Here is a 24,522-nt window from a genome sequence, read left to right on the forward strand (position 1 = left end):
TATGAGTCAATAAGCTCATATTCTGCATGAGTTGAAGGTATTGATAGAGGTTTTAATAATGAATAATAAATATTTTCATACGATGAAACCATAGTATCTACTAACTATAATTTCATCGTGCTGAAATGGGTTAAGCAGATTCTTGTATGATATTTGGTAGTTCTCTGGATTCAAATTTTTTGCACATTTTGTCTACAATGAGACCAATCATTTTTTCGAAAATGAAATTATTCTGAAATTCTTGTCCGGGACTTATTGAGCCAACATTGAGAGATGGTTCGATAGGGTTATCTGAAAATATATTAAAGCTGTCTGTATGATAATGTTTGATTATGGCGGATATATTTGGGGTAATTACTGTTAAGCCTAATATGTTTTTATTTTTTGAACTGATATCATGCAGTCCATGTAGATATTTCATAGTCAGTTCTGGAAGGTAATGAGTGAATCCTTTTTTATGAGTTGTGTATTTTGCATCCAGAATGTAGTGATATCTTGAAACACCGTTTTCAACTGTAATTACAAAGTCAGGAGAACGATTTGAGTTTTTAGAAAAATGATTTCTTATATTTATCTTACCGTTATTTATGGTCCAGTTTTCGGAATTGATTAACGATTCCTCGCCAGACTTTTTGTTTTTGTGCATCCAGTATTTAGGTTCATAATGTAAAGTGATTCTTGTATTATTAATTTTATAGCAAAAAAATGACTTTCCGTCATTGCTATCGAACGGAGTAGTGTATCTGAAATACTTATCAAGAATCTCTTTTAAATAGAAAAGGGAATAGTATTCAAAAAGTTTTGGTATGCTTTTTAATGATAAAAGCTCTTCTTGAGTACTCCAATCTGGACTTCCAAACCTATACCAGCTAATTATTTTATTAAATATTGAAAGATAGGTCTTGTGATTTTTAACTTTCATTGTGAGTGTAGGAATGCCGGTTAGCTGTCTTTTTACCGGTATCCTTTTGTTTAATTTTCTTTTAATATGGTTGAGGTAAATTAACATTTCCTTGCATTTTTTAATTTTATTGTGATTGATTTTTCGTTGGAATTTTCTAATTTGGTTGTAAAAGCTAACATATTCACTATATGTATTGTTTTTTTCTTGATATTGAGTTGGTGTTTCAAAGCCTGCAAGAAGTCCAGAAACAGCTAGTTTTAATGTAGTAATAAAACCATGAAGCACTTGATTCTCATAAACATCACTATCATTACAAAGTGAGCTTTCTCTAATTTTTAGACTGCTGTAAAATTTACCATTGTATTCAAGAATAGCATCTTGTTCTTGAGGTGTTTCAAATAATTCCTCGATATTATCACAAATCCATGAGAGGGTTTGGTCATCTACGTTAGTACTTTCTGTAGGCGCAATGAACTGGTATTTTGTAGTAAGTTTCGTGATTGGCTCGAATAATATAGCATCAATTAACTGAGAGAGATTTTTTATTGTTTTTTCCATCCACTCTAAAAAAATATCCGCAGGAGTATCACCATCTTTAAAACCCGCATTTCTGCGGGTTACACGGAAGAAAGAATATAAAGCATCATTATTGTGCTTAGCTAAGAAAGATAGCATGTCGTTAACTCTCTCTGCATTAATTTTCTTCGCTAAAACATCAATCTTCTGAAATAGAACTAGTTTCTCCTTTTCATCATGCTCAAGGATAAGAAAAAATTCTGCTATACCGAAATAGTTATGAAAGAATGTTTCATATTGATAATTGATCGTTTTTTTAGGGTGCCACGTATACACCCATTTATTATTTCTAATGTCATGAAAGATATCGGTGTATTCAATTTCGTTTTCATGTAAGCTCAGGCAAACGCGCTCGTAAGCACTATCTAAAGAAATTTTTATATCAATAGCTTCATCTTCAAGAATATACGGTGATGCATAGTGAGTAGAATCTTGCTCAAATAATTCTATAAGTTCATTCTTTCTAGGTCCATTTAAAATGGTTAATTCTAGCTTCATTTTTATTGTCCTTTAAAAATAAGAGTAGGAGTCACCGTAAATATCGCCGTGATCAATAATATTATTGATGGACGCTTTTGAGATAGTGAAGTTACATTCAGAAAATTTTTGCTCAAGATCATTAAGTCTATCTTTAAAAGAACTACCATAGCCTTCAATGAGAGGAATTATGTGTTGATTAACTGCATAATCAAGAGGTGCTACATGCATGCTTTCAATCTCGTTTGCAACATGACAATATCTTTTCATAGCATTGATTTTTCTTTGGCTAACTTTTATTGATGTTGTCCTTGCCATAGGTTGAGAAAGAATATCGAGAATGTTTTCTAAAGCGCTTTCTTCATCTTGAGTAAAACTTGCATCGGATACTGAAATGTTAAATGCATTGTTTAAATTTGCGAAATCTAATGCGCCATCAAAATTTGCAATTTGTGATGGTAGAGATTTGTAATTGAAATTGTGGTCCATTGTAATAATAGGAACTCGGTCAATCAATCGGGGAGACAGTTTCTCAGTTGTAGAATCATTGTTTATTGTGGCTAAAAATCTTAAGTTCTTAGGAACACTGAAAAAACGGTCGGACGTTGTTGGTATTCCCGTATCGATCATTCTATTAGCGCCTTCAGGGTCGCACATGCCAAGGAAGTCTGACCAATAATGCTCTATACTAGAGAGGTTGGCTTCATCTAAGAGAACCATCTTCAGGTAATCATTATTCTTTGTATTTTTTAAAAATTCATATAACCCAGTTCTTGATGGTTGGTATAAGTCTTTTAAAGAATTATAGAAGCCTAATATATCTCTGCCTGATACCCAGGCGCGGCCAACAGCTATGTTAAGGAAGTTTGTACCAGAAAAAGTTAACTCATCGTCAGCAAGGCCTAGATGTTTAGCTAGACGTATAGCTGTAGATGTTTTACCTGTACCTGGAGGGCCAGCTAATATGGTCATAAAGGATTGAGATATGTTTATAATTAAATTAGCCATTTCATCAAATGTGAAATTCCTACCACCGTCCGAGCTAAATGACTGCATTAGATAATGAATGTAATCACTTCTGTTACTTTTATCTAATTTAAGTTCTGAGGGTTTAATCTTCATAGGCTCACTTAGAGCCAGGACATTTTTTCTTTTCTCCCCTCGAAGGATAGTAGTCAATGTGCTGATTTCAGCGAGTTTGTCAGGAAGTTGAGGTGATTCGAGCATGGCTTCTTGGGTTTTTAAAGCATTCTCAATGACTCTATTTTCGGTTTCAATTTCTTGCTTTCGTCTTTTTAAATATTCTATTTCTTTGTCTAATGTATTGAATTCATTGATTTGCTCTTGAGTGGATAAAAAATTATCGATTATTTTTTCGTTCTCTTGAATTGAGTGCTCAAGTTTTGAATTTTGCTCAGTTAGTTCCTTTTGTTTTTCTAAAAGAACTTGGTGAGCATCTTCATCGGATTGCTTTTTTATTTCATCTATTCTTTCTTTTGCTTTCTTTTTCTCTATTTCAATGTCTTTAATTTCATTATTTAACTCTTCTTTCTTTTGAAGAATTAATCGTTCATGATCTTTTAATTCATTATTTAATGACGCTTTTTTAGATTCGAATTGATCTTCTAATTCTTTGTTTTTCTCTTTGAGTAGAAAGTCTCTATTTTTATCAAAATATTTATCTAAGTACAGCCTTCCGTCTCTAGTTTCAGCTAAGAATTCATTTATTATTTCACTACCGTAATCACTTTTATCAAGAAATTCTGATAACAAATTTCTCAATCTTGTCATTCTTTCATTATTACTTATTGCTTTATTTTTCTTAACATATTCTTCAATGCCTTGTGATAAACGTTGTGCTTCACTTTTTCCTAGTAAAAAATTTTTTCCTTTTCCGAAATTATTCTTTGTAAAGTAAGATATTAATCTTACGTCTGAGATGTAATCAATTTTCTCATATTGAATTACCGATACTTCTTTCAGATTCTTTATGAATTTTTTGGTTATTCCTTTTATCTTTATGATTTCAATGGAGTTATTTTCACTTAACTCATTTAAAGAAATTTTGGCCACAAAATCAGTATTAAGTTGTAATGGAGATGGAGTTGTTAGTGGTGAGAGGAGCCAGTTCTCATTTTGCTTAGTTGCTTTGAAAGGACCATATATATAACTTTCATTTTGTATGAAGAAATAGTTACTAGGCAAATCGAAAGCATAATCTACAGACCCTGAAGTTATATCGGGCAAATTTATATCTAAAATTGGTATGAGTAAGTGTCTTTCTAATCTACTGGCCTTATTTCCCACAGTATAGTGCTTTTGTAATCTGGAGTTTGATTTCCAATCCTCTTCTTCGCTATTAAAGTACTCATTAAGTATGAATATTTCATCTGTTTTAAAAGATTGGTTAATACTTAAAAAATTCTTAGATACAAATATTCCACCATTAGGGAACTCTCCCGATTGAATATCTGACACACTTCCATCTTCATTAAGATGAGCCAGGGGAATAATTAGCCCCATATCAGGGTTTGCTGAATGGTTTTCGTCCTTTATGACAAGCAAGCGGTCATTCATTATTAGACTCCTTAATTATAACAATATGAAATTAATATTAAGATTATAATGTGGAAAGTAACAGTTTGTATTTCTTGCATCAATAGTGATATATCCATAAATATTATTCTTCTGCAAGTCCATATCGCTACAATGCAAGATTTTTTTAGGTGGTTGTTTGGTAGTCAATGTGGTTTTTTTATTAATTTTATAGTTAAAAATCAACAAATTTTTTGTTTTTTTCGAGTCTGGCCTTCGTGCTATCTGAAAGCAAAGGGTTACAGAAACTTTCACTCATTCAAGTAAATGTGCCTTATCCTGAACGTGATAAAACAGGTATTAAGAAAAGCCATTTTTGTCTATCAGTGTGGTTTTAGAATCTGGGAAAAGAGGCAAGGATACTATGTGTAGCAGCTCGCGTTTAAATTTCAGCGGACTCGCTTAAAACCAGACTGTGCTGGTTTTTCCCCGACGAGCTACGCCAACAAAGACGCTATTTCGGGGGATGCGCAGGTTATGGCAGACTGCTATTTTGGTGGAATCAATAAACGCCATACTGTCTGTTGGCATTTGCTGAATTCGAATATACTCAAATATGCTCCAGGAGGCCAAGCAGAGGATAAATCGAAATAGGTACAGAGATAGATCTGGATATGAGACTGTTGGAAAATTTGAATCATGAATACTTCAAACATGATTTCTGCGTATATTGCTAATTATATTGCTAATAAAGTAGCGAATCCTTGAAATTACCAAATAGGGTATCACAAGATGAAGATTCAACAAGTACCAGTCATAGAGTATAAGGATATTTCTACTGGCCATTTTGAAGTCAGCCAGTTTATTAGAATTTTGAAAAAGTTCGGACATATTCACATCACCAATATTACTGATCCAGCTTTTGTCATTGGGTCCGTACATCTAAAGCGTGTTGCTCAGCAACTATTTGATCTGCCAGACGAAATTAAAATGCAGTTTTATATTGGTAACTCTGACGGTCATCGAGGATACGTTCCGGTTACTGAGAAAGGACAATATGCAGATGAAAAGGATCGAGTGTACGAGGCGTTTGATATTGGCCCGCAGGTGGTGCGCCTGAATGGATTCTGAGCGGAGAAAATCGCTATCCAAGCTAGGTTTTAAACGCAAGCGAGGTTATCGATAGGTATTTTGATTTTTCGCTTTCACTCGGGCGTTTGATCACTTCTGCGCTCATATCACATTACAGCCATCATGAAATCAACATTGTTGATGCAACCTGTAATCCAGCAAGCCAGCTCCGACTGATTCATTATCTTTCGCATGAACCAGAAGAAATCCAACAGGCATCCAGCATGGGTGCCCATACAGACTATGAGTTTTTCACTCTTTTATTGCAGGATTCTCCGGGACTGTTCTATAGAATGAATAATAACGAGCCTTGGCAGGCCGTACCTGCAATGAAAAACTCTCTATTACTAATTGCGGGCGATGTACTGGAAGTACTTTCAAATGGAGAAATTCGCTCACTTATTCACCGGGTGTTGGCTAATGGTGATGAACGATATAGTTTTGCATTCTTTATGAACCTTAACCCTGATACACATCTAAAACGGCCAGGCGAACCTGATTTTAATATTGGTAATCATCTGATTTCACAACTGACTCGGGATTTCCCATATCTTCGCAGCAAAATAAATGCAACTTATAACCCCGTATTTGAGGAGAGAGCCAAGTGAGGAGATTTGAAAGTAAACGAGTGGTTGTAACTGGCGGGGCAAGCGGGATAGGAGAAGCGATCGCAAGGATAACACCATTCAGTTAAGCATGTTTTGAATGAGGTAGCGGGTTTTCGACATACGAACGGTCCTGCTTTTGGGCCGTTTTCTTTTTTCAGGCAAAATTATACTGCTTAACGCTTTCCCTCAGTGCTCTGAGTTTTTTGGAATGGTGCCGGGAGCAGTAATCGCACACCACAAAACTTCATCCTGAATATCTCGTCATGCCTGAATAAAACTGATAGGTAGTGGAGATACCCCGGCCCGTCACCTGCGCCAACGTCTTGAGCTTCGCCTTCTTTCGCGGGGCATACACCACGTTGTAGGCTAATACTACAGCCGTAAATACCAGAAAAAAGTTAAAAAGAAGTGATTAAGGATTTTTAAAAGTGGATAAAAAACTTGATGTTATATTGATATTAAAAGAGAAAATACCAGAGGAAACGGGTTTTAAATTGATTAACCACATTAACCACATTAACCACATTAACCACATTAACCACATTAACCACATTAACCACATTAACCACATTAACCACATTAACCACATTAACCGCATTGGCGTTGATTTTAATATCATTAACATACCTATTATCCTATCTGATTTTAAACCTAAAAAAATTAAATACAGGAAAAATAAAAACCCAAGTGCTAATTTAATGAAAATGGAGGGGGTTAAATACAGGTTGGTAAATGGAAAAAACGATTATATTTACATGGACTATCCAATGAAAACCTTTTTACTACTATGTTTAATGTATTTATCAGCAATGGTGTTATTCTATTATTTTATATTTTAACTAACCTGCTATGGCTATTTAAAAATGCAAATGCAGGGATGGTGTAACTTTAATTAATTGATTTATTAAATAAGTTAATTTTTAATAAGAATGATTAATTGAGTCTAAGTTTATTAACAGAGAGTTGAAAAGAAACCAGCATGTAAAATAATATTATTCGAACAGAATGATATGAAAGTATTTTCTCACCATTATTTTATGAAGAAAACTATAAAAATGATGCAATAAAGAAAGGATAAAACGGTCAATCTGGTAGGATTTAAGCTCTGAAAGAGAAGTGAGTATCTGAAAAAAACACAAAGGGGTATCTTTATATCATCAGATTATTTACCGGCTAATTTATTTAGAAAAATAAATGGTGGTGACTTATAAAAACTGATTTAAATTATCGATAAAATAGTGTCATTAAAGATAAAAAGCCGGGGTAATCTACACTAGGTAAACGTAAAATAAGATATTTCATAATGATTAAACTTAGTAAAAAGCAAGCGTTAAAAGTGGTAAAAACAACTGTTAAAGTTTTATGCTACTTAAAATCAGCGGTTAAAAAAATGACTTTTAATAATGGTTTAAAACCTGCCCATCATAAAGCTATCAATGAAAACTGAGAAATAAAAATGGGTTTGATTAATGCTTATGTTTCCAGGAAAAAAGATAAATAAGAATATAAATCTGTTAATTCGATAATCTATTTTTAAAAATGAGCCGCTTTAATAGTGTTTTCAATCGTAGAATAAAGTTTTTATAAATCAGTTAAATAATCGATGATAAAAATCGGCATGAAAACATCCCCAGATAAATGATTTAACAGAATAATGTACAGACTCTTAAATACGTCAGTTTAAACTTGTTTTACCCTGTTTTAACCCGTTGAATAGCATTTCTTTGCTATGATTTGATTTAAACCGTTTATCTCTTTTTATGTTTTTAACATGCTAAAATCAGTTTATGTCGCCGTTTTTAAAAACTATTTTCTCGCTCGATTAACGCTTAAATACCTGTTAAACCGTTATAATCTTGGCTGGTTAATCCGTCAGAACTTTCTGCATCGTTGTATGAATGGTATTAATAACAATATTAATCCAATCTAACGAAATACCATTCTTTTTAAGATCGCCCTCTGGTTTGTTGGTGGTATCGCTTTTATCTTGCCAATACCCTTATATGTTCCCAATATACGGTAAGTGATTTATTGCTAGTAAATATTTTTAATTGATTGTAATTTTAATATGTTATTTTTCCATCAGGACCATACCAGTATCATGTGTACATTAAGTATATCTTTAACTAGCGTCCAATTTTTTGCAGACTGACCTGACAAATGATAGTAAAAGCTATTAGTATTGGGAAAACAATCACTTTAGTTTAGAAACCATTTTCAGGGAAGTAGAAATGTTACATGTACTTGCGTGGCCTGATCTGTTTATTTGCATTTTTGTCGTTTTCTTTGCTTATCTGGTTTTTGGTATGGCCGGGTTTGGTTCTGCACTTATTGCTGGCCCAATTCTAGCATTTTATATCCCTGTAGCGAAAATTGTTCCTATGCTCGCGTTGGTAGATTTAACCGCCGCAGTGATTAATATTACCAGAGAGGGTAAGAAATCAGAGTTTAGTGAGATCAAGTTAGTTATTCCATTAATGGTTGTCGGTAGCTTGATTGGCGCCGCTATTTTATTGATGGCCCGGCCTAATGTTTTAGTTCTGGTGTTAGGGTTATTTGTTGTTTTCTATTCAATTTATTCGCTATTTTTCAGTAAAACCTACCGTCAATTCCCCGCTAAAGCCGCTATTCCATTTGGTCTGAGTGGAGGTGTTTTCAGTGCGCTATTTGGTAGTGGAGGTTTTCTATATGCAATTTATCTAACTGGACGGATATCAGATAAGGAAATTTTCAGGATCACTCAGACGACTTTAATTGGTTTCAGTACCCTGACGAGAGTGATTATTTTTGTTGTCATGGGTATTTATCTGGACACCTCATTTTTGTTATTGATACTGGTATTTATTCCAGCCATGTTGTTGGGAATCTATTTTGGTCGCCAAGTGACACTGAAAATCTCCAGAGGAACATTTTTGAAGTTTATCAATATTATTGTACTGGCTTCGGGGTTAATGCTGATATATCGTTATATATTTACTGTTTGAAATAATAACCAATAGGAATTAACTCATTCAATATAATATTATTAATTTGTTGTTTTCAGTTCATTTCATATTTATTCTCTTTGTTTTTGCTGGATAGATATAAATAAAATGAACAGTCGTGATTATAGAAATAATAATTTTTTTGCCATTTTTACTATTACCACGAGTGTCGCTGTTATTGGCATTGTCATTGGTTTGACTATCCCAATGATAGCGTTACGCTTGAATAGCCAAGGTATTGATGAGTTGTACATTGGTTTAATTTCTGCGGCTCCGGCATTGGGGGTTCTTTTGAGTGCTCCGGTAGTCCAGAAAATTGTAGCTCTGGTAGGTAAGAAACACGTCATGATGATTGCAACAGGGGTTTCTGCTGGCAGTTTGCTCCCACTTTTGGGTTCGTTGCCGATGGAGTTGCTTTTTCCTCTGCGGCTAGTTACTGGTGTTGCTAATGGATTAATGATCTGTCTAGGTGAAACCTGGATTAATGAACTCTCTGAAGAGAATAAACGAGGCAGGGTACTGGCTGTTTATACAACAGTTTTTACTGTCAGTCAGTTGCTTGGCCCTTCTATCATTGCTTTTTATGGTATCGCAGATAAAACGCCGATACTGATTTGTACTCTGATCCATATCTTTTCACTGGTGCTCTTTGTCATGGTAGATCAGAAGAAAGGCGATAAGTTGCCGCAACACAGTAAGAAATCCAATTTCTCTATTGTTCAATTTGTGAAGATTGCACCGGCGATCTGTGGTGGTGTGCTATTTTTTTCCTTTTTCGACGGGACCATTCTTTCTATGTTTCCCATCTACGGGATGAGTTGTGGGTATACCGAAGCGGTAGCTGCACTGATGATAAGTGTCATTCTTGCTGGTGATGCAGTGATGCAGCTTCCGTTTGGTTGGCTGGCGGATCATATGAATCGTATGCGCTTATACCAGATTTGTGGTGTAGCAACGCTCGGAGCAAGTGCATTATTGCCGTTTGTTATGACATATCAGTATCTTATCTGGCCTTTGTTGATTGTTTTAGGGGCAACTGCGGGGGCTATCTACACCATTGCATTGGTCCAAATCGGTCAGTATTTTTCAGGAAATGATCTGATAGTGGCTAATGCCGCAGCGGCTATGTTGTGGGGAATTGGGAGTTTGTTTGGACCACTGCTTGCCGGTATAGCGAGTTCAGTGACGCCATCAGGTTTACCTGTTCTGCTTGTCATCATTGCAGCACTGTTTCTGGTTTCAACCATGGATCGGTTTAATCCACAAAGTGATAAAAGTAATAAAAGTGATAAAAGCTGAAGTATTCATTCGGTAGCTGTAGTCGAATCCTAAGGTTGAAACATTGCGATTAATTATTGTGAAAAGTTTAATCTTCGGAAGTCATTCTTCTAATGCTTGACTAAATAATACTGTTAGCTATTGATTTCGACACTATGATCACTGGATAATCTTTCGCCTCAAATTCTCTCACTGTTTTCTATTCTAAAAGCCAAACGATTGCTTTTATGATTTGTTGAACCGATTGGTGCAATGTTCATTAAGTTGTTGTGTTATTAAGCAAGGTGATCGTTTTCGTTTGATGAGGAAGTGGAAGAAGTACCATGAACATAATGCAGGGGAACGACATGTCTGGCACTCAGGCACCAGTTAAATGCAAACTGGACAAGTATTTTAAATTGACTGAACGTGGCACAACGGTACGCCGTGAAATTCTGGCAGGGATCACAACTTTCTTGGCGATGGTTTATTCAGTCATCGTTGTACCGGGAATGTTAGGGCAGGCAGGGTTTCCCCATACTGCTGTCTTTATTGCGACTTGTTTAGTTGCCGGTTTTGGTTCTTTGTTAATGGGGCTGTGGGTTAACTTGCCAATGGCAATTGGTTGTGCAATTTCGTTGACTGCATTTACCGCTTTTAGTTTGGTTTTAGGACAGCAAATCACTATTCCGGTTGCACTCGGTGCGGTATTTTTGATGGGATGCTTGTTTACGGTGATTTCTGTTACCGGTATTCGTTCTTGGATTTTACGCAACATACCAATGGGTATTGCGCATGGTGCAGGGATTGGTATTGGGCTGTTTTTGTTACTGATTGCGTCAAACGGTGTGGGTCTGGTCATTAAGAACCCTCTGGAAGGTTTGCCTGTTGCTTTGGGGGCGTTCACCTCTTTTCCGGTTATGATGACTCTGCTTGGGCTGGCTGTTATTTTTGGTCTGGAAAAATTGAAAGTTCCCGGTGGTGTGCTGTTAGTGATCGTGGTGATTTCAGTTATTGGGCTGATTTTTGATCCGGCGGTGAAATATCAAGGGTTCTTTAAGATACCGAGTCTGGGAGATGATGGCCTGTCCTTGATTTTTAGTATGGATATTATGGGGGCTTTGCAGCCGATTGTGTTACCCAGTGTGTTGGCGTTAGTCATGACTGCGGTGTTTGATGCCACCGGTACCATCCGTGCGGTAGCAGGGCAAGGGAACCTGTTGGATAAAGGCGGACAGATTATTAATGGCAGTAAAGCGCTGACTGCCGATTCTGTTAGTAGTATTTTTGCCGGTGCTATCGGTGCTTCTCCGGCTGCGGTATATATCGAATCAGCCGCAGGTACCGCCGCCGGCGGTAAAACAGGTTTAACCGCAACAGTTGTCGGTATCCTGTTCCTGTTAATTTTGTTCTTTTCTCCACTTTCCTATCTTGTACCGGCGTATGCCACCGCGCCGGCATTGATGTATGTTGGTTTGTTGATGCTGAGTAATGTCAGAAAGCTGGATTTCGATGATTTTGTTGGGGCGATGTCCGGTATGCTTTGTGCAGTCTTTATTGTTCTGACCTGCAATATTGTAACCGGTATTATGTTGGGTTTCAGTTCGCTGGTTGTTGGTCGTATCTGTTCCGGTGAATGGCGCCAATTGAATATCGGTACCGTGGTAATTACGATCGCTTTAGTAGCATTTTATGCTGGTGATTGGGCTATTTGATTGATTAAAAAGTGCGTAATGGGTGTTCACCCCTGCGCACTTTGCCAATTCTTGCGATTACTTTTAAATTCTCAATTATTTCCCCTGTATTTATCTGATTAGTTTACAATATTCCTGTAATTCTTTCGGATACGGCTCCGCGTGTATCTACCTTTTTCGATTGATTCAGTTATTTTAGTATTAAGATTTATTCTCACTGTTTTGTGTTAACGGGAAGAAAAAGAGTTTCAATCTGTATACCAACGGTTCTTAGGCAAATTGTAAGGGCAACATGGAAATATTCTTTACTATTCTGATCTTGATTTTGGTGGTTTCAGTTTCTGGCGTTCTGACTAAAGTGATTCCGTTCCGCATACCTCTGCCGTTAATGCAAATTGCTATGGGAGCATTGCTGGCTTGGCCGCACTTTGGCTTACATGTTACTTTTAATCCTGAGCTATTTCTCGTTCTGCTAATTCCTCCTTTGTTATTCGTTGATGGCTGGAAAATGCCGACCAGAGAGTTTTTCCAGTATGGACGGGAAATTTTCATACTGATGCTGGTATTGGTGCTGGTTACTGTTGTCGGTATTGGTTATCTGATTTACTGGCTGATGCCAGGTATTCCGTTAATTGCTGCTTTTGCCCTTGCTGCTGTGTTATCGCCAACAGATGCGGTGGCTTTATCATCCATTGTTGGAAAAAGGCGTATGCCTAAGCGCATGATGAATGTGATGGAAGGGGAAGCGTTAATGAACGATGCTTCCGGCCTGGTAGCCTTAAAGTTCGCTGTAGCGATAGCAATGGGAACGATGGCATTTTCTGTTACTGGCATGACCATAGAATTCTTCAAAGTTGCTATTGGCGGTTTGTTATCCGGTATTGCAGTAACCTGGTTGTACAGTAAATCCCTGCGCTTAATGAATCGTTGGAGCGGTGGCGATCCGGCAACCCAAATTGTTTTCATGTTGCTGTTGCCGTTTGCTTCTTATCTGATTGCAGAACATATTGGCGTTTCCGGTATCCTTGCCGCGGTTGCCGCGGGTATGACGATCAGTAAATCTGGGGTCATCCGTAATGCTCCGTTGGCAATGCGTTTGCGTGCTGATAGTGTCTGGTCAATGCTGGCGTTTGTATTTAACGGCTTGGTGTTTGTCATGCTGGGCCTGCAATTACCGGGGATCTGGCAAACTTCCGTTATACAGGCAGAAATTGATCCAACCGTTGAAACCTGGATGCTGTTCGCCGCGGTTGCAGTGATTTATGGAGCCCTTTTATTACTGCGTTTCTGCTGGTTATGGCTGATGAAGAATATCAGCAAATTTTTTATGAAAAAAAATCCACTGAATTTTGCGACTTATACCACTCGTGAATTATGGCTGGCATCTTTTGCCGGCGTTCGTGGAGCAATCACACTTGCTGGCGCACTGTCTGTTCCTCTGTTTCTGGCGGATGGTACGCCATTCCCGGCCCGTTATCAGCTTATCTTTATTGCCGCGGGAGTCATTCTGTTCTCGTTGTTAATTGGCGTTCTCTCTTTGCCATTCCTGTTACGGGGAATGCAAACTTCCGATAAGGAGGCAGATATCAGTGAGGTCCGAATGGCGCGGGCAGCTATGGCGGAAGTGGCGATTGTCAGTATGAATAAGATGGAAGAGCGTCTTTCTGCTAGTCCCGAAGAGCAATTGGATGCTGAAGTGATTACTGAAGTTGCTTCCAGGGTAATTGGCTATTTGCGTCGCCGTACTGTGGGGCAGGATGAGATAGAACATAGCCTGCTAGTGGAAGATTTGGAACGTCGTTTTCGTCTGACTGCATTAAGGGCAGAGCGTGGTGAGTTATATCATCTGCGTGCAACTAGAAAAATAAGTAATGAGACACTTCAAACCTTGCTGCATGATTTGGATTTACTGGAAGCTCTATTGGTACAGAAAGAGCATTGATATCCTATAATTTGTGAGTTGTCACGATAATCTTGTGAGTCGCCGTGTTCAGCCTGATCGGTGGATATTTCGCCTGTCAGGTTGATAACTGATTTTATATGTTTACTCGTATCTGGCTGGTGGTATTGGTTTTCCCGCCGTAGATACCGGAACCTCTCGGCAATGATGAATAATATGTTGGTTCCGGTGGAATGGCTGATCAATTTACCATTGGTGGGAGTTTGTTTGTTGCGTTGTTCTGGGGGCATCAACGTTTAATTTTGCAATTCCTTTTACGAATGGCAGATTATCCATCGCGTGCTGGCGTGCGGAATGGATAAACGCGTCAATCTCAGGCTGATACTGTTCGCCTTCACGAACGGCAGCGTACAGCCTGCTCCATAAACCTTCTCCCAGTGTTTTAGTTACCACTAACTCTTGCCTTTCAAATGTCTCAACAACCCAATGTGGCAGAGCCGCGATTCCCATGCGGACAGCGACCATTTGGATCAGTAATAGGGTGTTATCCACATTTTTCAACGTAGGGACAACACCCGCCGGTTGCAAGAAACGCCGCCAGATATCGAATCGCTGACGTTGAACGGGATAGATCATCAATGTCTCATCAATTAAATCTTTTGGCTGGATGTGCAGTTTATTGGCCAGAGGATGATCCGGAGCAACAACCAGTTTGACCTCATAATCAAATAGCGGTGTGTAGTGCAAATGACTCTCAGGGAGAATATCTGATGTCAAAACGACATCCAATTCTCGTTGCAGTAATGCAGGTTGTGGATCAAAAGTGACGCCGGATTTGAAATCCACATTGACTTGTGGCCAGGTTTCTCGGAAATGCTTGAGTGCAGGTGTCAGCCATTGAATACAACTATGACATTCAATAGCGATACGCAGATTTGTTTGGCCCGGCTCTTTACATTCGCGCAGTGCATTTTGAACCAGAGGGAGCACTTGTTCCGCTAGTCGTAATAAAACTTCACCCTGTGGCGTGAAACGAAGCGGTTGACTTTTACGAATGAACAACCGGAAGCCAAGGCGATGTTCAAGATCGCTGAACTGATGAGACAAAGCGGATTGTGTTTGATGCAGATGATTGGCTGCTGCCGCTAATGAACCACAATGACTCAATGATTGTAATGTTTTTAGATGTTTTATTTCGATCATGAGAAACCTTCAGGATGATAATGAATAAATTGCGCTTGTGGTTTATACCTTACCTGTTGATTATGGATGTGTAAACATCTAGACGGCTAAAAATGACGGGATAATGAAATGACGACTATTAATCACACACTTGGCTTTCCACGTATCGGTTTGAAAAGAGAACTTAAAAAGGCTCAGGAAAACTATTGGGCAGGGAAAATTTCTCAGCAAGAATTATCGGAAACTGGCCGTGAGTTACGTGCCCGTCACTGGGAACAACAAAAGCAGGCTGGTGTTGATTTAGTGCCGGTTGGTGATTTCGCTTGGTATGATCATGTTCTAACCACCAGTTTACTACTCGGTAATGTGCCACCGCGTCACCAGAATCCAGATGGCACGATTGATCTAGATACACTGTTCCGTATTGCTCGCGGTCGTGCGCCGACGGGTGAACCTGCCGCCGCCGCGGAAATGACTAAATGGTTTAATACTAACTACCATTATATTGTGCCGGAATTTCAGCAAGGGCAGGAATTTAAGCTGAGTTGGACTCAGTTACTAGAAGAAGTGGATGAAGCCTTATCTCTGGGCCATCAAGTGAAACCAGTTTTACTGGGGCCGATAACTTACCTGTGGTTGGGTAAAGTGAAAGGTCAGGTATTTGATCGTCTCTCTTTATTGAAAGATATTCTTCCTGTTTATCAGCAAGTATTAGCTGAGTTAGCTAGACGTGGTATCGAATGGGTTCAGATTGATGAACCTGCGCTGGTACTGGAACTGCCAGCAGAGTGGTTGGCAGCTTATCCGGTTGCTTATCAGGCACTTCAAGGACAGGTTAAACTATTGCTGACTACCTATTTCGATAGCGTTGGTCACAATCTAGAAACGATTAAATCTTTGCCGGTACAAGGGCTACATGTGGATCTGGTTGCTGGTCAGGATGATATCGCGCAACTGAATGAGTCATTGCCGAAAGAGTGGGTGCTTTCCCTTGGTGTGATTAATGGTCGTAATGTATGGCGTGCTGATTTAACCGCTAAGCATCAGCTAATTAAGCCATTGGTAGGTAGCCGTACACTGTGGATTGGTTCTTCCTGTTCTCTTCTGCATAGCCCTATTGATCTGAGTGATGAGACTGCGCTTGATGCAGAGGTGAAAAGCTGGTTTGCGTTCGCATTGCAGAAATGTGAAGAGTTAGCTTTGCTGGCTGCGGCATTGAATCAGCCAGATGGCAGTAAACAAGCAGAATTGGATGCTTACAGTGCGCCAATCCGTGCACGTCGTGAATCTAAACGGGTGAATAATCAGGCTGTTACTGAGCGCCTGGCGGCAATTAAGCCACAGGACAGTGAGCGTAATCAGCCATACTCGCAGCGTGCGGAAATACAGCGTCAGCGCTATAACTTGCCATTGTGGCCGACAACAACCATTGGATCATTCCCGCAAACGACGGAAATTCGTGGCTTGCGTTTGGATTTCAAAAAAGGCCGGGTAGATGGTGCCAGCTATCGTACCAATATCTGTGAACATATTAAGCAGGCAATTAACGAACAAGAACGTTTAGGATTAGATGTATTGGTTCATGGCGAAGCTGAACGTAACGACATGGTGGAGTATTTCGGTGAACACCTCGACGGTTTTGTCTTTACGCAGAATGGTTGGGTTCAGAGCTATGGGTCCCGCTGCGTGAAGCCACCAGTGATTATTGGTGACGTCAGTCGTCCAGAAGCTATCACGGTAGAATGGGCTAAATATGCTCAATCGCTGACGGAGAAACCTGTCAAAGGGATGTTAACCGGGCCGGTGACAATTCTCTGTTGGTCATTCCCAAGGGAAGATGTCAGCCGTGAGACGATTGCTAAGCAGATTGCATTGGCACTGCGTGATGAAGTGGACGATTTGCAAGAAGCGGGTATTGGTATCATCCAGATTGATGAGCCAGCATTGCGAGAAGGTTTACCACTGCGCCGGGAAGAGTGGCAATCCTATCTTGATTGGGCGGTAGAAGCATTTAAATTGAATGCTGCAATTGCCAAAGATGACACACAGATTCACACTCATATGTGTTATTGCGAGTTCAATGACATCATGCCTTCCATCGCAGCATTAGATGCGGACGTGATTACCATTGAAACTTCCCGTTCAGATATGGAGCTGTTGGATTCATTCGAAAACTTCTCTTATCCGAATGAGATCGGGCCGGGGGTTTATGACATTCATTCACCTAACGTACCTAGTGTTGAATGGATTGAAGCACTGTTACGTAAAGCGGCTGATCGTATTCCGGTCGAACGCTTGTGGGTTAACCCGGATTGTGGCCTGAAAACCCGTGGTTGGATTGAAACTCGCCAGTCACTGGCAAACATGGTACAAGCAGCGAAACGCCTCCGTGAGTCAGTAAAATAACGCATCCCATAATTTGCCTGTCATCTTTAATTGGTGATGGGCATTTTTCATAAAATAATCTTTCTTTTTTCAATAGCACGTAGAGGTGCGGCTTGGCTGGGATCTTTTCTATTACCAAACTTTCAGTAACTTATATATGCCATATTGGTATTTGAAAAAATATATTTTATTAACAAAATAACCCGAGTAGTAACAAGATGGAAGCATTGTAATAGAAACTTAATAATTAAAGAGAGGATTATATGGATGTTAATAAGTTGCAAGGTAAGAAAAGTAGCTCTCGAAGAAATTTTTTAAAAAGTAGTGCTGTTATTACGGCGACTGCCGCACTTGCTCCGATGAGTTTAGCTCGTGCGGAAGCAAAGTTATCCCCACAACATGGAATAGGCGTATGTACGCTTGCGCCAGAGCAGATATCAGGGCCGTATTTCCGAAATGACAAAATTGTAAGAAGGGATATTACCGATTCAGAAGTAGGAATACCTTTTTTATTGAAAATTACTGTCATGGATAAAAAAACATGTAAACCTGTTGATAATTTATTTATTGATATCTGGCATTGTAATAGTCGGGGGAAATATTCTGGTTGGAGTTATATCAGCCCCGATATAGTACCTAACGTTGCTGGAATAGCTTCTATCAATAGAACTGATGATAAAAATTTTCTAAGAGGAGCTCAACCATCGGATAAGAATGGGATAGTTAATTTTACGACTATTTATCCCGGGTTTTATGCTGGTAGAGCGACTCATATTCATGTTGCGATCAGAAAATTGAGTACAAATGTGGATGACAAAGAGCACTTTGCTTTTGTTGGTCAAATGTATTTTCCAGAAGAAATAAATACAGAGGTTTATAAATATGATCTGTATTCAAAACAGAGGGTAATCAGAACAAAAAATCATGAGGATGAATATTTTAAAAATATGAATGGTCATCTTTCAGAAATAAAAGTAACAAAAATAGATGAATCTGATATTAACCGTGGGATACTTGGTGAAATAATTCTATCGATAGACTTGGAAAATATATCTAATTTCATAACTAAAGATGATTTATATTTTCATACGGTATGACCGGTTTTGTTGAATAAACTAAATTTCAATGTAATAACAGTCGAAATTATAAAATAACCTATGTAAATAATGTGCTGATTAATAATTTAATAAAGTATCAGGTACTTGATATACCCAATGGATTTCAAGATGGATCGCGACGGCAAGGGAGCGAATCCCCGGGAGCATGGATAACGATGTGACCGGGGTGAGTGAGTGCAGTCAACAAAGAGGCAACTTGAAGGATAACAGGTATATTTACATATGGATATTATGCAGGCATAGAGAGAATTATCTTTACTGTTTGATTGATATTATCAGTAGAGCATACTGTCTGTGCCTGTCATTTTCTCAGAGGAAAGCTTTCAGTCCCGCAAGCAGAATGTCAAATTAATGAGCTGTGTCTCCATTACTGGTGATATCTTCACTGTTTTTTAATGCTTCATCGATAGCAATTTTCAGCGCTGTTATAACTGTTTCTAGGGTATATATCTAAACAATATGCATCTTATAAAAAGACAACTGTGATATTTATATTTGGTAATTGTTTTATTTTTGTTGAAAATATAATTGTAATATGTTGGTAAATAAGCAAGAAAAATTATTTATTAGCTATAGAAGTAAAATACAGTTAATTTTTTAATATGTTTATCATAAGAAAAAGTTATTTTAAAAATAGTCCAGTTTATTGCGTTGTTGATTTATAAATGTTAGGAGAGTATTTTAGTAACGACGGTGATTTATATTTGATTAAGTTGATAGTTTATTGGAAATATTTTTTTTATGACTGGGTTATGAAATGATAATTTTTTCTTTGTGATGGAATGGATATTAACCTCTATTAACTCTCAAGGAGAAAATATTTCGATGAGATAATCTGTGATATATTTTTCTCGATACGTTATGAAACATAAATATAGCTAAACAATGGATTGTTTTTCCATAATATGAACTCATTCAAGTTAGTTTATGGACGGAAGAAAACGCCCTGTTTTTTTACCTATTTCATGGTTATTTTGTGATTTATGTCTCAAAATAATGTACGTTTTTCTTTTTTATATTACTTTAAGGTGACATTTATCACTAAAAGATGCCTAAATGATCAATACAGTAGATCTCAACTAATTTCATTATAAATTCTTCTTGCTGAGGAGTCTGATATGTCTGATGTATTTCACTTAGGTCTGACCAAAAACGATCTGCAAGGCGCAACTTTAGCTATTGTTCCGGGTGATCCGAAACGTGTGGAAAAAATCGCAAGATTGATGGATAACCCAGTTCATCTCGCTTCTTTACGTGAATTTACGTCATGGCGGGCAGAAATTGATGGTAAAGCAGTCATTGTATGCTCTACGGGTATTGGTGGCCCGTCAACCTCTATTGCGGTTGAAGAATTAGCGCAATTGGGGGTACGTACTTTTTTACGTATCGGCACAACAGGCGCAATTCAGGAAAATATCAATGTTGGTGATGTGTTGGTGACTACCGCGGCTGTTCGTTTGGATGGTGCCAGCCTGCATTTTGCTCCGATGGAATTCCCGGCGGTTGCCGATTTTGAATGTACGACGGCTTTGTACGAAGCAGCAAAAGATTTAGGTGCAATGGTACATGTGGGGGTAACGGCCTCTTCCGATACTTTTTATCCCGGTCAGGAGCGTTATGATACCTATTCTGGCCGTGTTGTGAGCCGTTTTAAAGGTTCAATGGCTGAATGGCAGGCGATGGGGGTTATGAATTATGAAATGGAATCGGCAACTTTATTAACAATGTGTGCAAGCCAAGGGCTGCGTGCGGGTATGGTTGCCGGTGTTATTGTTAACCGTACTCAGCAGGAGATTCCTAATGTTGAATTACTTGAGAAAACAGAAAGTAACGCATTGGGGATTGTAGTAGAAGCTGCTCGCCGTTTGTTGTAAATCATACTTTTTGGGCCGGAGTATTCCGGCTCACTCTTATTTTGAATAGAAATCTGTTAATGTTTTAATACCTAACAACTGATTAAAAATCATCATGATCACAACATCTTTATTGCATCCCTCAGTGCTTCCCCTCAATGGAGGGATTAATTTTCGTGATTTAGGCGGTAAAAAAGTCGCGAGTGGTGGAAAAATCAAATCAGGCTTGCTTTTCCGTTCTGGTTCTTTGGATCGCTTAACAGAACAAGACCAATCTTTCCTGGCAAATAAAAATCTCTTTCAAATCATAGATTATCGTGATACCAGTGAAATAGCGGATAAACCCGATTTGGTATGGAATGGCGCTAATTATCATCATGCTCCGGCCAATCCCTTATCTGATGAAGTGAATGCAAATCTGGAAAAATTGGCGTCAGAGATGTTGGAACAATTTAATCCTCAGGCATTTATGTTCCGTCTTTATGAATTACTGCCTCTAAAAAACTCAGCCTACAAGACATTAGTTAAATTACTGCAACAACCGGAAAAAGGTGGGATAGTCCAGCATTGTGCGGTAGGTAAAGACAGAACCGGTGTAGGTTCTGCGCTGGTATTATTTGCATTGGGGGCTGATTTGGATACGGTAATGGAAGATTATTTAGTGACTAATTGCACTCTGGCTCCTTATCGTGAATATTTGTTAAATGAGCATGCGAAAACTATGAGTGACGATGTGGTTGATAAATTCGCTTATGTTTATTCCGTGAGAGAAGAGTTTTTAATGACGGCATTAAACAGTATTAACCAGCATTATGGCAGTGTAGATATATGGCTGGAGAAAGATCTTGGCCTTGATTTTGCTGCTCGTAAGAAATTACAAGGTTATTTCCTTGAATAAAAAGTTGGTTTAATTCTGGTTAATGCAGCGATGGTTAAATTGAATGTGGTATACCCGTTATCTTTCAAGTTGCCTCTTTGTTGGCAGCACTCGCTCACCCCAGTCACATAGTTCGCTATGCTCCCGGGGATTCACTCCCTTGCCGTCGCGATGCATCTTGAAATCCATAGGGTATATTAATCAATATAGGAATATGAATTTGAGTCTTCATGAAATAGTTGAGTTGGTAATCGCTTTTGTTAAAGCACACGATACCTGGATCATGCCGATTGTTTTCTTACTTGCTTTTGGTGAATCTCTGGCTTTTTTCTCATTGTTATTACCTGCAACAATCATATTGCTTGGGTTAGGTGCATTAATAGGTGAAAGTGGCCTTAATTTCTGGTCAATTTGGTTGGCCGCCGCGGTAGGGGCCTTTTTGGGCGATTGGGTATCCTATATCGCCGGTGCGCATTTTAAAGGTGATGTTGGTAAAATCTGGCCGATTTCCCGTAAACCACAACTGCTGACACGAGCGCATAATTTTTTTGAGCGCTGGGGTATTTGGAGCATTTTCCTTGGTCGGTTTTTTGGGCCATTCCGTGCAATTGTGCCATTAGTCGCGGGTATTTGTACCATGCCATTGCGTTATTTCCAGATAGCGAATATCTGTTCCGCGCTTATCTGGTCTTTTGGCGTATTAGCGCCAGGAGCATTTGGTTTGCAATGGTTAGTGAAATGGGTGAGTTAATTGGGAGCGGCTTCGCAGACTGAACCATCTGTATAAATCATTCTGGACATCTATACAGTGGTAATTTAGTTTATCTGGTCTAGGCATTAGATAGAGGAAGTACCGGTGGGTATCCAGTTGTTATATACGTTGATAGGGACACTTGGCGGTCTTTTGGGGGGTGGTATTCTCGTTTGGTTCTCCATTCATCAACGTATTCAGCAGCAAGAGCTGGAATTACGGAAATTGGACAGCCAGCTTGCCGTTGCTAATGAGAAAATTGAACAATCCGCTTATTGGCGGGTTGAATGCGAACAATTGAACCAAGAATTGCGGGCTCAGAGAGAAATCAATAGCGTGCAAGAATCTGAACTGCGGGAAGTGACGACACGTCTGGAAGAGAGTCGCCTTGCGGCTGAAGAGAAACAGCGGTTGCTGATCAACAGTGAACTACGTTTGAACACGCAATTTGAGAATTTGGCTAACCGTATTTTTGAACAAACGGGTCGCCGTACTGATGAACAAAATCGGCAAAGTCTCAATACGCTTTTAGCGCCATTTCGTGAACAGCTTGATGGCCTTCATCGGCAAGTACAGGAGAGTTTTGGTCAGGAAGCCCGTGAACGGCATACTCTTGCACATGAAATCCGTAACTTACAGCAACTCAATGTCCAGATGGCTCAGGAAGCTATCAATCTGACAAATGCCCTTAAAGGTAATAATAAAATTCAGGGAGATTGGGGAGAAGTTGTATTATCCCGTATTTTGGAAGCTTCTGGTTTACGAGAAGGGCATGAGTTTTGTACTCAGGTGAATATCAAGGTGGAGGGTAACCGCCGTTTCCAACCCGATGTTATTGTTCATTTGCCGCAAGGGAGAGATGTGGTGATTGATGCCAAAATGTCACTGGTCGCTTATGAGCGTTATTTTAACAGTGGTGATCGACATCAGCAGGAGTTAGCCCTTCAAGAGCATATCGACTCGATTAAAGGTCATATTCGTGGTTTGAGCCGCAAAGATTACCAGCAGTTGCCTGGGCTGAAATCGTTGGACTATGTATTGATGTTTATTCCGGTTGAACCCGCTTATCTGATTGCGCTGAACAAGGCACCTGAGCTGCTTGATGAAGCACTTAAATACAATATTATGCTAGTTAGTCCATCAACATTGTTGGTTGCTGTGCGTACGATTAATAACTTGTGGCGCTATGAGTATCAAAGCCAGAATGCGCGTTTAATCGCCGATAAGGCTGCCCGTATGTACGATAAAATGCGTTTGTTTGTCGATGACATGCAAGGTTTGGGGCAAAGTCTGGATAAGGCTCAACTTAATTATCGACTGGCAATGAAAAAGTTGACTGAGGGACGTGGCAACCTGATAAGTCAGGCGGAGAGTTTTCGTAATTTAGGTGTTGAGGTGAAACGTCCGATTGATCCTGAATTGGTTGATAAAGCCAGCCAACCATTCTGCGCTAATGATTAATACCAGGATAGGGTTTTATCTGAAAGGCTGATACACTTTTATAACGCTTTGAATAAAAAATGGGCAAATAACATGGTAGACCAAACGAAACAAACCACGCATTTTGGTTTCCGTACTGTAGCAAAGGATGAAAAAGCAGGCATGGTGGCCGAAGTGTTTCATTCTGTTGCAGCGAAATACGATTTAATGAATGATTTAATGTCGTTTGGTATCCATCGTATCTGGAAACGTGTGGCTATTGATGCCAGTGGGGTGCGCAGAGGTCAGAGGATACTTGATTTAGCCGGTGGTACCGGAGATCTGACCGCCAAATTTTCTCGTATAGTTGGTGAAAAAGGCGAAGTTGTTCTTGCTGATATCAATGAATCTATGTTGAAGGTTGGGCGTGAGAAATTACGTGATGTTGGTATTGTTGGTAATGTCAGCTATGTGCAGGCTAATGCGGAAGCGTTGCCTTTCCCTGATAACTATTTTAATTGCATCACTATCTCTTTTGGTTTGCGCAATGTTACTGAAAAAGAAAAAGCCCTGCGTTCTATGTTTCGGGTGTTGAAGCCGGGTGGGCGTTTATTGGTACTTGAATTTTCTAAGCCTTTGTTCGCTCCGTTAAGCAAAGCGTATGATGCTTATTCTTTCCATGTGCTGCCAAAGATTGGTCAGGTTTTTGTGCAGGATGCTGACAGTTATCGTTATCTGGCGGAATCCATCCGTATGCATCCTGATCAGGATGCGCTTAAAACGATGATGGAAGAGGCTGGCTTTGAACAGGTGACTTATACCAATATGACTGGCGGCATTGTTGCACTACACAGAGGTTTTAAATTCTGAG

General features: G+C 39.1%; 20 protein-coding genes and 2 pseudogenes. 16 read left to right on the forward strand and 6 right to left on the reverse strand.

What is annotated here, in order from left to right; translation table 11 throughout:
* Window positions 1-130 precede the first annotated feature (130 nt).
* The 3 genes and pseudogenes from CKY02_RS13570 to CKY02_RS13580 all read right to left on the reverse strand — a co-directional run.
* A complete protein-coding gene (locus CKY02_RS13570) occupies window positions 131-1,978 on the reverse strand; it encodes a DUF2357 domain-containing protein (RefSeq protein WP_112895688.1) in 1,848 nt (615 codons plus the stop codon).
* Between the two features lie 12 nt (window positions 1,979-1,990).
* Window positions 1,991-4,534 (reverse strand): AAA family ATPase, encoded by a 2,544-nt coding sequence (locus tag CKY02_RS13575; protein WP_112895689.1) that lies wholly within the window; start codon window positions 4,532-4,534, stop codon window positions 1,991-1,993.
* A gap of 423 nt (window positions 4,535-4,957) precedes the next feature.
* A pseudogene (locus CKY02_RS13580) lies at window positions 4,958-5,068 on the reverse strand (transposase); the annotation flags it as partial.
* A 216-nt stretch (window positions 5,069-5,284) separates the two neighbouring features.
* Between CKY02_RS13580 and CKY02_RS13585 the strand changes: the two are divergent.
* Window positions 5,285-5,623 (forward strand): 2-oxoglutarate and iron-dependent oxygenase domain-containing protein, encoded by a 339-nt coding sequence (locus CKY02_RS13585; RefSeq protein WP_112895690.1) that lies wholly within the window; start codon window positions 5,285-5,287, stop codon window positions 5,621-5,623.
* An 86-nt stretch (window positions 5,624-5,709) separates the two neighbouring features.
* Window positions 5,710-6,231 carry an isopenicillin N synthase family oxygenase gene (locus CKY02_RS13590; protein ID WP_162120529.1) on the forward strand — a complete coding sequence of 174 codons (522 nt, stop codon included), beginning with the start codon at window positions 5,710-5,712 and terminating at the stop codon, window positions 6,229-6,231.
* A gap of 78 nt (window positions 6,232-6,309) precedes the next feature.
* On the opposite strand, the pseudogene CKY02_RS26720 reads toward CKY02_RS13590, so the two are convergent.
* A pseudogene (locus CKY02_RS26720) lies at window positions 6,310-6,534 on the reverse strand (IS4 family transposase); the annotation flags it as partial.
* A 125-nt stretch (window positions 6,535-6,659) separates the two neighbouring features.
* Here CKY02_RS26720 and CKY02_RS23900 point away from each other — a divergent pair.
* From CKY02_RS23900 to CKY02_RS13610, 6 genes are all read left to right on the forward strand, one after another.
* Complete coding sequence (locus tag CKY02_RS23900) at window positions 6,660-7,070, forward strand: hypothetical protein (RefSeq protein WP_146747442.1); 411 nt, start codon at window positions 6,660-6,662, stop codon at window positions 7,068-7,070.
* A 464-nt stretch (window positions 7,071-7,534) separates the two neighbouring features.
* Window positions 7,535-7,678: a hypothetical protein gene (locus tag CKY02_RS24685; protein ID WP_162120531.1), complete on the forward strand. Its 144-nt coding sequence runs from the start codon at window positions 7,535-7,537 to the stop codon at window positions 7,676-7,678.
* 784 nt (window positions 7,679-8,462) lie between these two features.
* Window positions 8,463-9,215 (forward strand): sulfite exporter TauE/SafE family protein, encoded by a 753-nt coding sequence (locus CKY02_RS13595; RefSeq protein WP_112895692.1) that lies wholly within the window; start codon window positions 8,463-8,465, stop codon window positions 9,213-9,215.
* Window positions 9,216-9,323: 108 nt separating this feature from the next.
* A complete protein-coding gene (locus CKY02_RS13600; protein ID WP_112895693.1) occupies window positions 9,324-10,514 on the forward strand; it encodes an MFS transporter in 1,191 nt (396 codons plus the stop codon).
* 326 nt (window positions 10,515-10,840) lie between these two features.
* Window positions 10,841-12,187 carry an NCS2 family permease gene (locus CKY02_RS13605; RefSeq protein ID WP_112895694.1) on the forward strand — a complete coding sequence of 449 codons (1,347 nt, stop codon included), beginning with the start codon at window positions 10,841-10,843 and terminating at the stop codon, window positions 12,185-12,187.
* A 271-nt stretch (window positions 12,188-12,458) separates the two neighbouring features.
* Window positions 12,459-14,108, forward strand: a complete 1,650-nt coding sequence (locus CKY02_RS13610; RefSeq protein WP_112878787.1) for a Na+/H+ antiporter — start codon at window positions 12,459-12,461, stop codon at window positions 14,106-14,108.
* A 204-nt stretch (window positions 14,109-14,312) separates the two neighbouring features.
* On the opposite strand, the gene metR is transcribed toward CKY02_RS13610, so the two are convergent.
* Window positions 14,313-15,269, reverse strand: coding sequence for an HTH-type transcriptional regulator MetR (gene metR, locus CKY02_RS13615; protein ID WP_112895695.1), 957 nt, complete (start codon window positions 15,267-15,269; stop codon window positions 14,313-14,315).
* A gap of 108 nt (window positions 15,270-15,377) precedes the next feature.
* Here metR and metE point away from each other — a divergent pair, with 108 nt between their 5' ends.
* The 5 genes from metE to CKY02_RS13640 all read left to right on the forward strand — a co-directional run bounded on the left by metE (window position 15,378) and on the right by CKY02_RS13640 (window position 21,502).
* Window positions 15,378-17,654: a 5-methyltetrahydropteroyltriglutamate--homocysteine S-methyltransferase gene (metE, locus tag CKY02_RS13620; protein WP_112895696.1), complete on the forward strand. Its 2,277-nt coding sequence runs from the start codon at window positions 15,378-15,380 to the stop codon at window positions 17,652-17,654.
* A 242-nt stretch (window positions 17,655-17,896) separates the two neighbouring features.
* Complete coding sequence (locus CKY02_RS13625; protein WP_112895697.1) at window positions 17,897-18,730, forward strand: dioxygenase family protein; 834 nt, start codon at window positions 17,897-17,899, stop codon at window positions 18,728-18,730.
* Window positions 18,731-18,908: 178 nt separating this feature from the next.
* Window positions 18,909-19,103 (forward strand): hypothetical protein, encoded by a 195-nt coding sequence (locus tag CKY02_RS23905; RefSeq protein ID WP_146747443.1) that lies wholly within the window; start codon window positions 18,909-18,911, stop codon window positions 19,101-19,103.
* A gap of 766 nt (window positions 19,104-19,869) precedes the next feature.
* Window positions 19,870-20,625, forward strand: a complete 756-nt coding sequence (udp, locus tag CKY02_RS13635) for a uridine phosphorylase (protein WP_112895698.1) — start codon at window positions 19,870-19,872, stop codon at window positions 20,623-20,625.
* A gap of 94 nt (window positions 20,626-20,719) precedes the next feature.
* Complete coding sequence (locus CKY02_RS13640; protein ID WP_112895699.1) at window positions 20,720-21,502, forward strand: tyrosine-protein phosphatase; 783 nt, start codon at window positions 20,720-20,722, stop codon at window positions 21,500-21,502.
* Here CKY02_RS13640 and CKY02_RS26315 read toward each other — a convergent pair.
* The gene (locus tag CKY02_RS26315) at window positions 21,487-21,609 is read right to left on the reverse strand and encodes a hypothetical protein (RefSeq protein WP_274382183.1); all 123 of its coding nucleotides are present in this window, start codon (window positions 21,607-21,609) and stop codon (window positions 21,487-21,489) included. The two genes, CKY02_RS13640 and CKY02_RS26315, sit on opposite strands and share 16 nt — an antisense overlap.
* Before the next feature lie 86 nt (window positions 21,610-21,695).
* Between CKY02_RS26315 and CKY02_RS13645 the strand changes: the two genes are divergently transcribed.
* From CKY02_RS13645 to ubiE, 3 genes are all read left to right on the forward strand, one after another.
* Window positions 21,696-22,232: a DedA family protein gene (locus CKY02_RS13645; protein ID WP_420800736.1), complete on the forward strand. Its 537-nt coding sequence runs from the start codon at window positions 21,696-21,698 to the stop codon at window positions 22,230-22,232.
* Between the two features lie 165 nt (window positions 22,233-22,397).
* Window positions 22,398-23,693: a DNA recombination protein RmuC gene (rmuC, locus tag CKY02_RS13650; RefSeq protein ID WP_420800737.1), complete on the forward strand. Its 1,296-nt coding sequence runs from the start codon at window positions 22,398-22,400 to the stop codon at window positions 23,691-23,693.
* Window positions 23,694-23,765: 72 nt separating this feature from the next.
* Complete coding sequence (gene ubiE, locus CKY02_RS13655; RefSeq protein ID WP_112895701.1) at window positions 23,766-24,521, forward strand: bifunctional demethylmenaquinone methyltransferase/2-methoxy-6-polyprenyl-1,4-benzoquinol methylase UbiE; 756 nt, start codon at window positions 23,766-23,768, stop codon at window positions 24,519-24,521.
* Window position 24,522: the final 1 nt, after the last annotated feature.

This window comes from Photorhabdus bodei, from assembly GCF_003287735.1.
Classification (GTDB): Bacteria; Pseudomonadota; Gammaproteobacteria; order Enterobacterales; family Enterobacteriaceae; genus Photorhabdus; species Photorhabdus kayaii.

What these genes read in the sequence shown, in the direction of transcription:
- CKY02_RS13625 (WP_112895697.1), top strand. Translation starts at nt 17,897, where the DNA reads ATGGATGTTAATAAGTTGCAAGGTAAGAAAAGTAGCTCTCGAAGAAAT.
- metR (WP_112895695.1), bottom strand. Translation starts at nt 15,269, where the DNA reads ATGATCGAAATAAAACATCTAAAAACATTACAATCATTGAGTCATTGT.
- CKY02_RS13595 (WP_112895692.1), top strand. Translation starts at nt 8,463, where the DNA reads ATGTTACATGTACTTGCGTGGCCTGATCTGTTTATTTGCATTTTTGTC.
- CKY02_RS13645 (WP_420800736.1), top strand. Translation starts at nt 21,696, where the DNA reads ATGAATTTGAGTCTTCATGAAATAGTTGAGTTGGTAATCGCTTTTGTT.
- CKY02_RS13600 (WP_112895693.1), top strand. Translation starts at nt 9,324, where the DNA reads ATGAACAGTCGTGATTATAGAAATAATAATTTTTTTGCCATTTTTACT.
- CKY02_RS24685 (WP_162120531.1), top strand. Translation starts at nt 7,535, where the DNA reads ATGATTAAACTTAGTAAAAAGCAAGCGTTAAAAGTGGTAAAAACAACT.
- metE (WP_112895696.1), top strand. Translation starts at nt 15,378, where the DNA reads ATGACGACTATTAATCACACACTTGGCTTTCCACGTATCGGTTTGAAA.
- CKY02_RS13610 (WP_112878787.1), top strand. Translation starts at nt 12,459, where the DNA reads ATGGAAATATTCTTTACTATTCTGATCTTGATTTTGGTGGTTTCAGTT.
- CKY02_RS13570 (WP_112895688.1), bottom strand. Translation starts at nt 1,978, where the DNA reads ATGAAGCTAGAATTAACCATTTTAAATGGACCTAGAAAGAATGAACTT.
- udp (WP_112895698.1), top strand. Translation starts at nt 19,870, where the DNA reads ATGTCTGATGTATTTCACTTAGGTCTGACCAAAAACGATCTGCAAGGC.
- CKY02_RS13585 (WP_112895690.1), top strand. Translation starts at nt 5,285, where the DNA reads ATGAAGATTCAACAAGTACCAGTCATAGAGTATAAGGATATTTCTACT.
- ubiE (WP_112895701.1), top strand. Translation starts at nt 23,766, where the DNA reads ATGGTAGACCAAACGAAACAAACCACGCATTTTGGTTTCCGTACTGTA.
- CKY02_RS13640 (WP_112895699.1), top strand. Translation starts at nt 20,720, where the DNA reads ATGATCACAACATCTTTATTGCATCCCTCAGTGCTTCCCCTCAATGGA.
- CKY02_RS13605 (WP_112895694.1), top strand. Translation starts at nt 10,841, where the DNA reads ATGTCTGGCACTCAGGCACCAGTTAAATGCAAACTGGACAAGTATTTT.
- CKY02_RS13575 (WP_112895689.1), bottom strand. Translation starts at nt 4,534, where the DNA reads ATGAATGACCGCTTGCTTGTCATAAAGGACGAAAACCATTCAGCAAAC.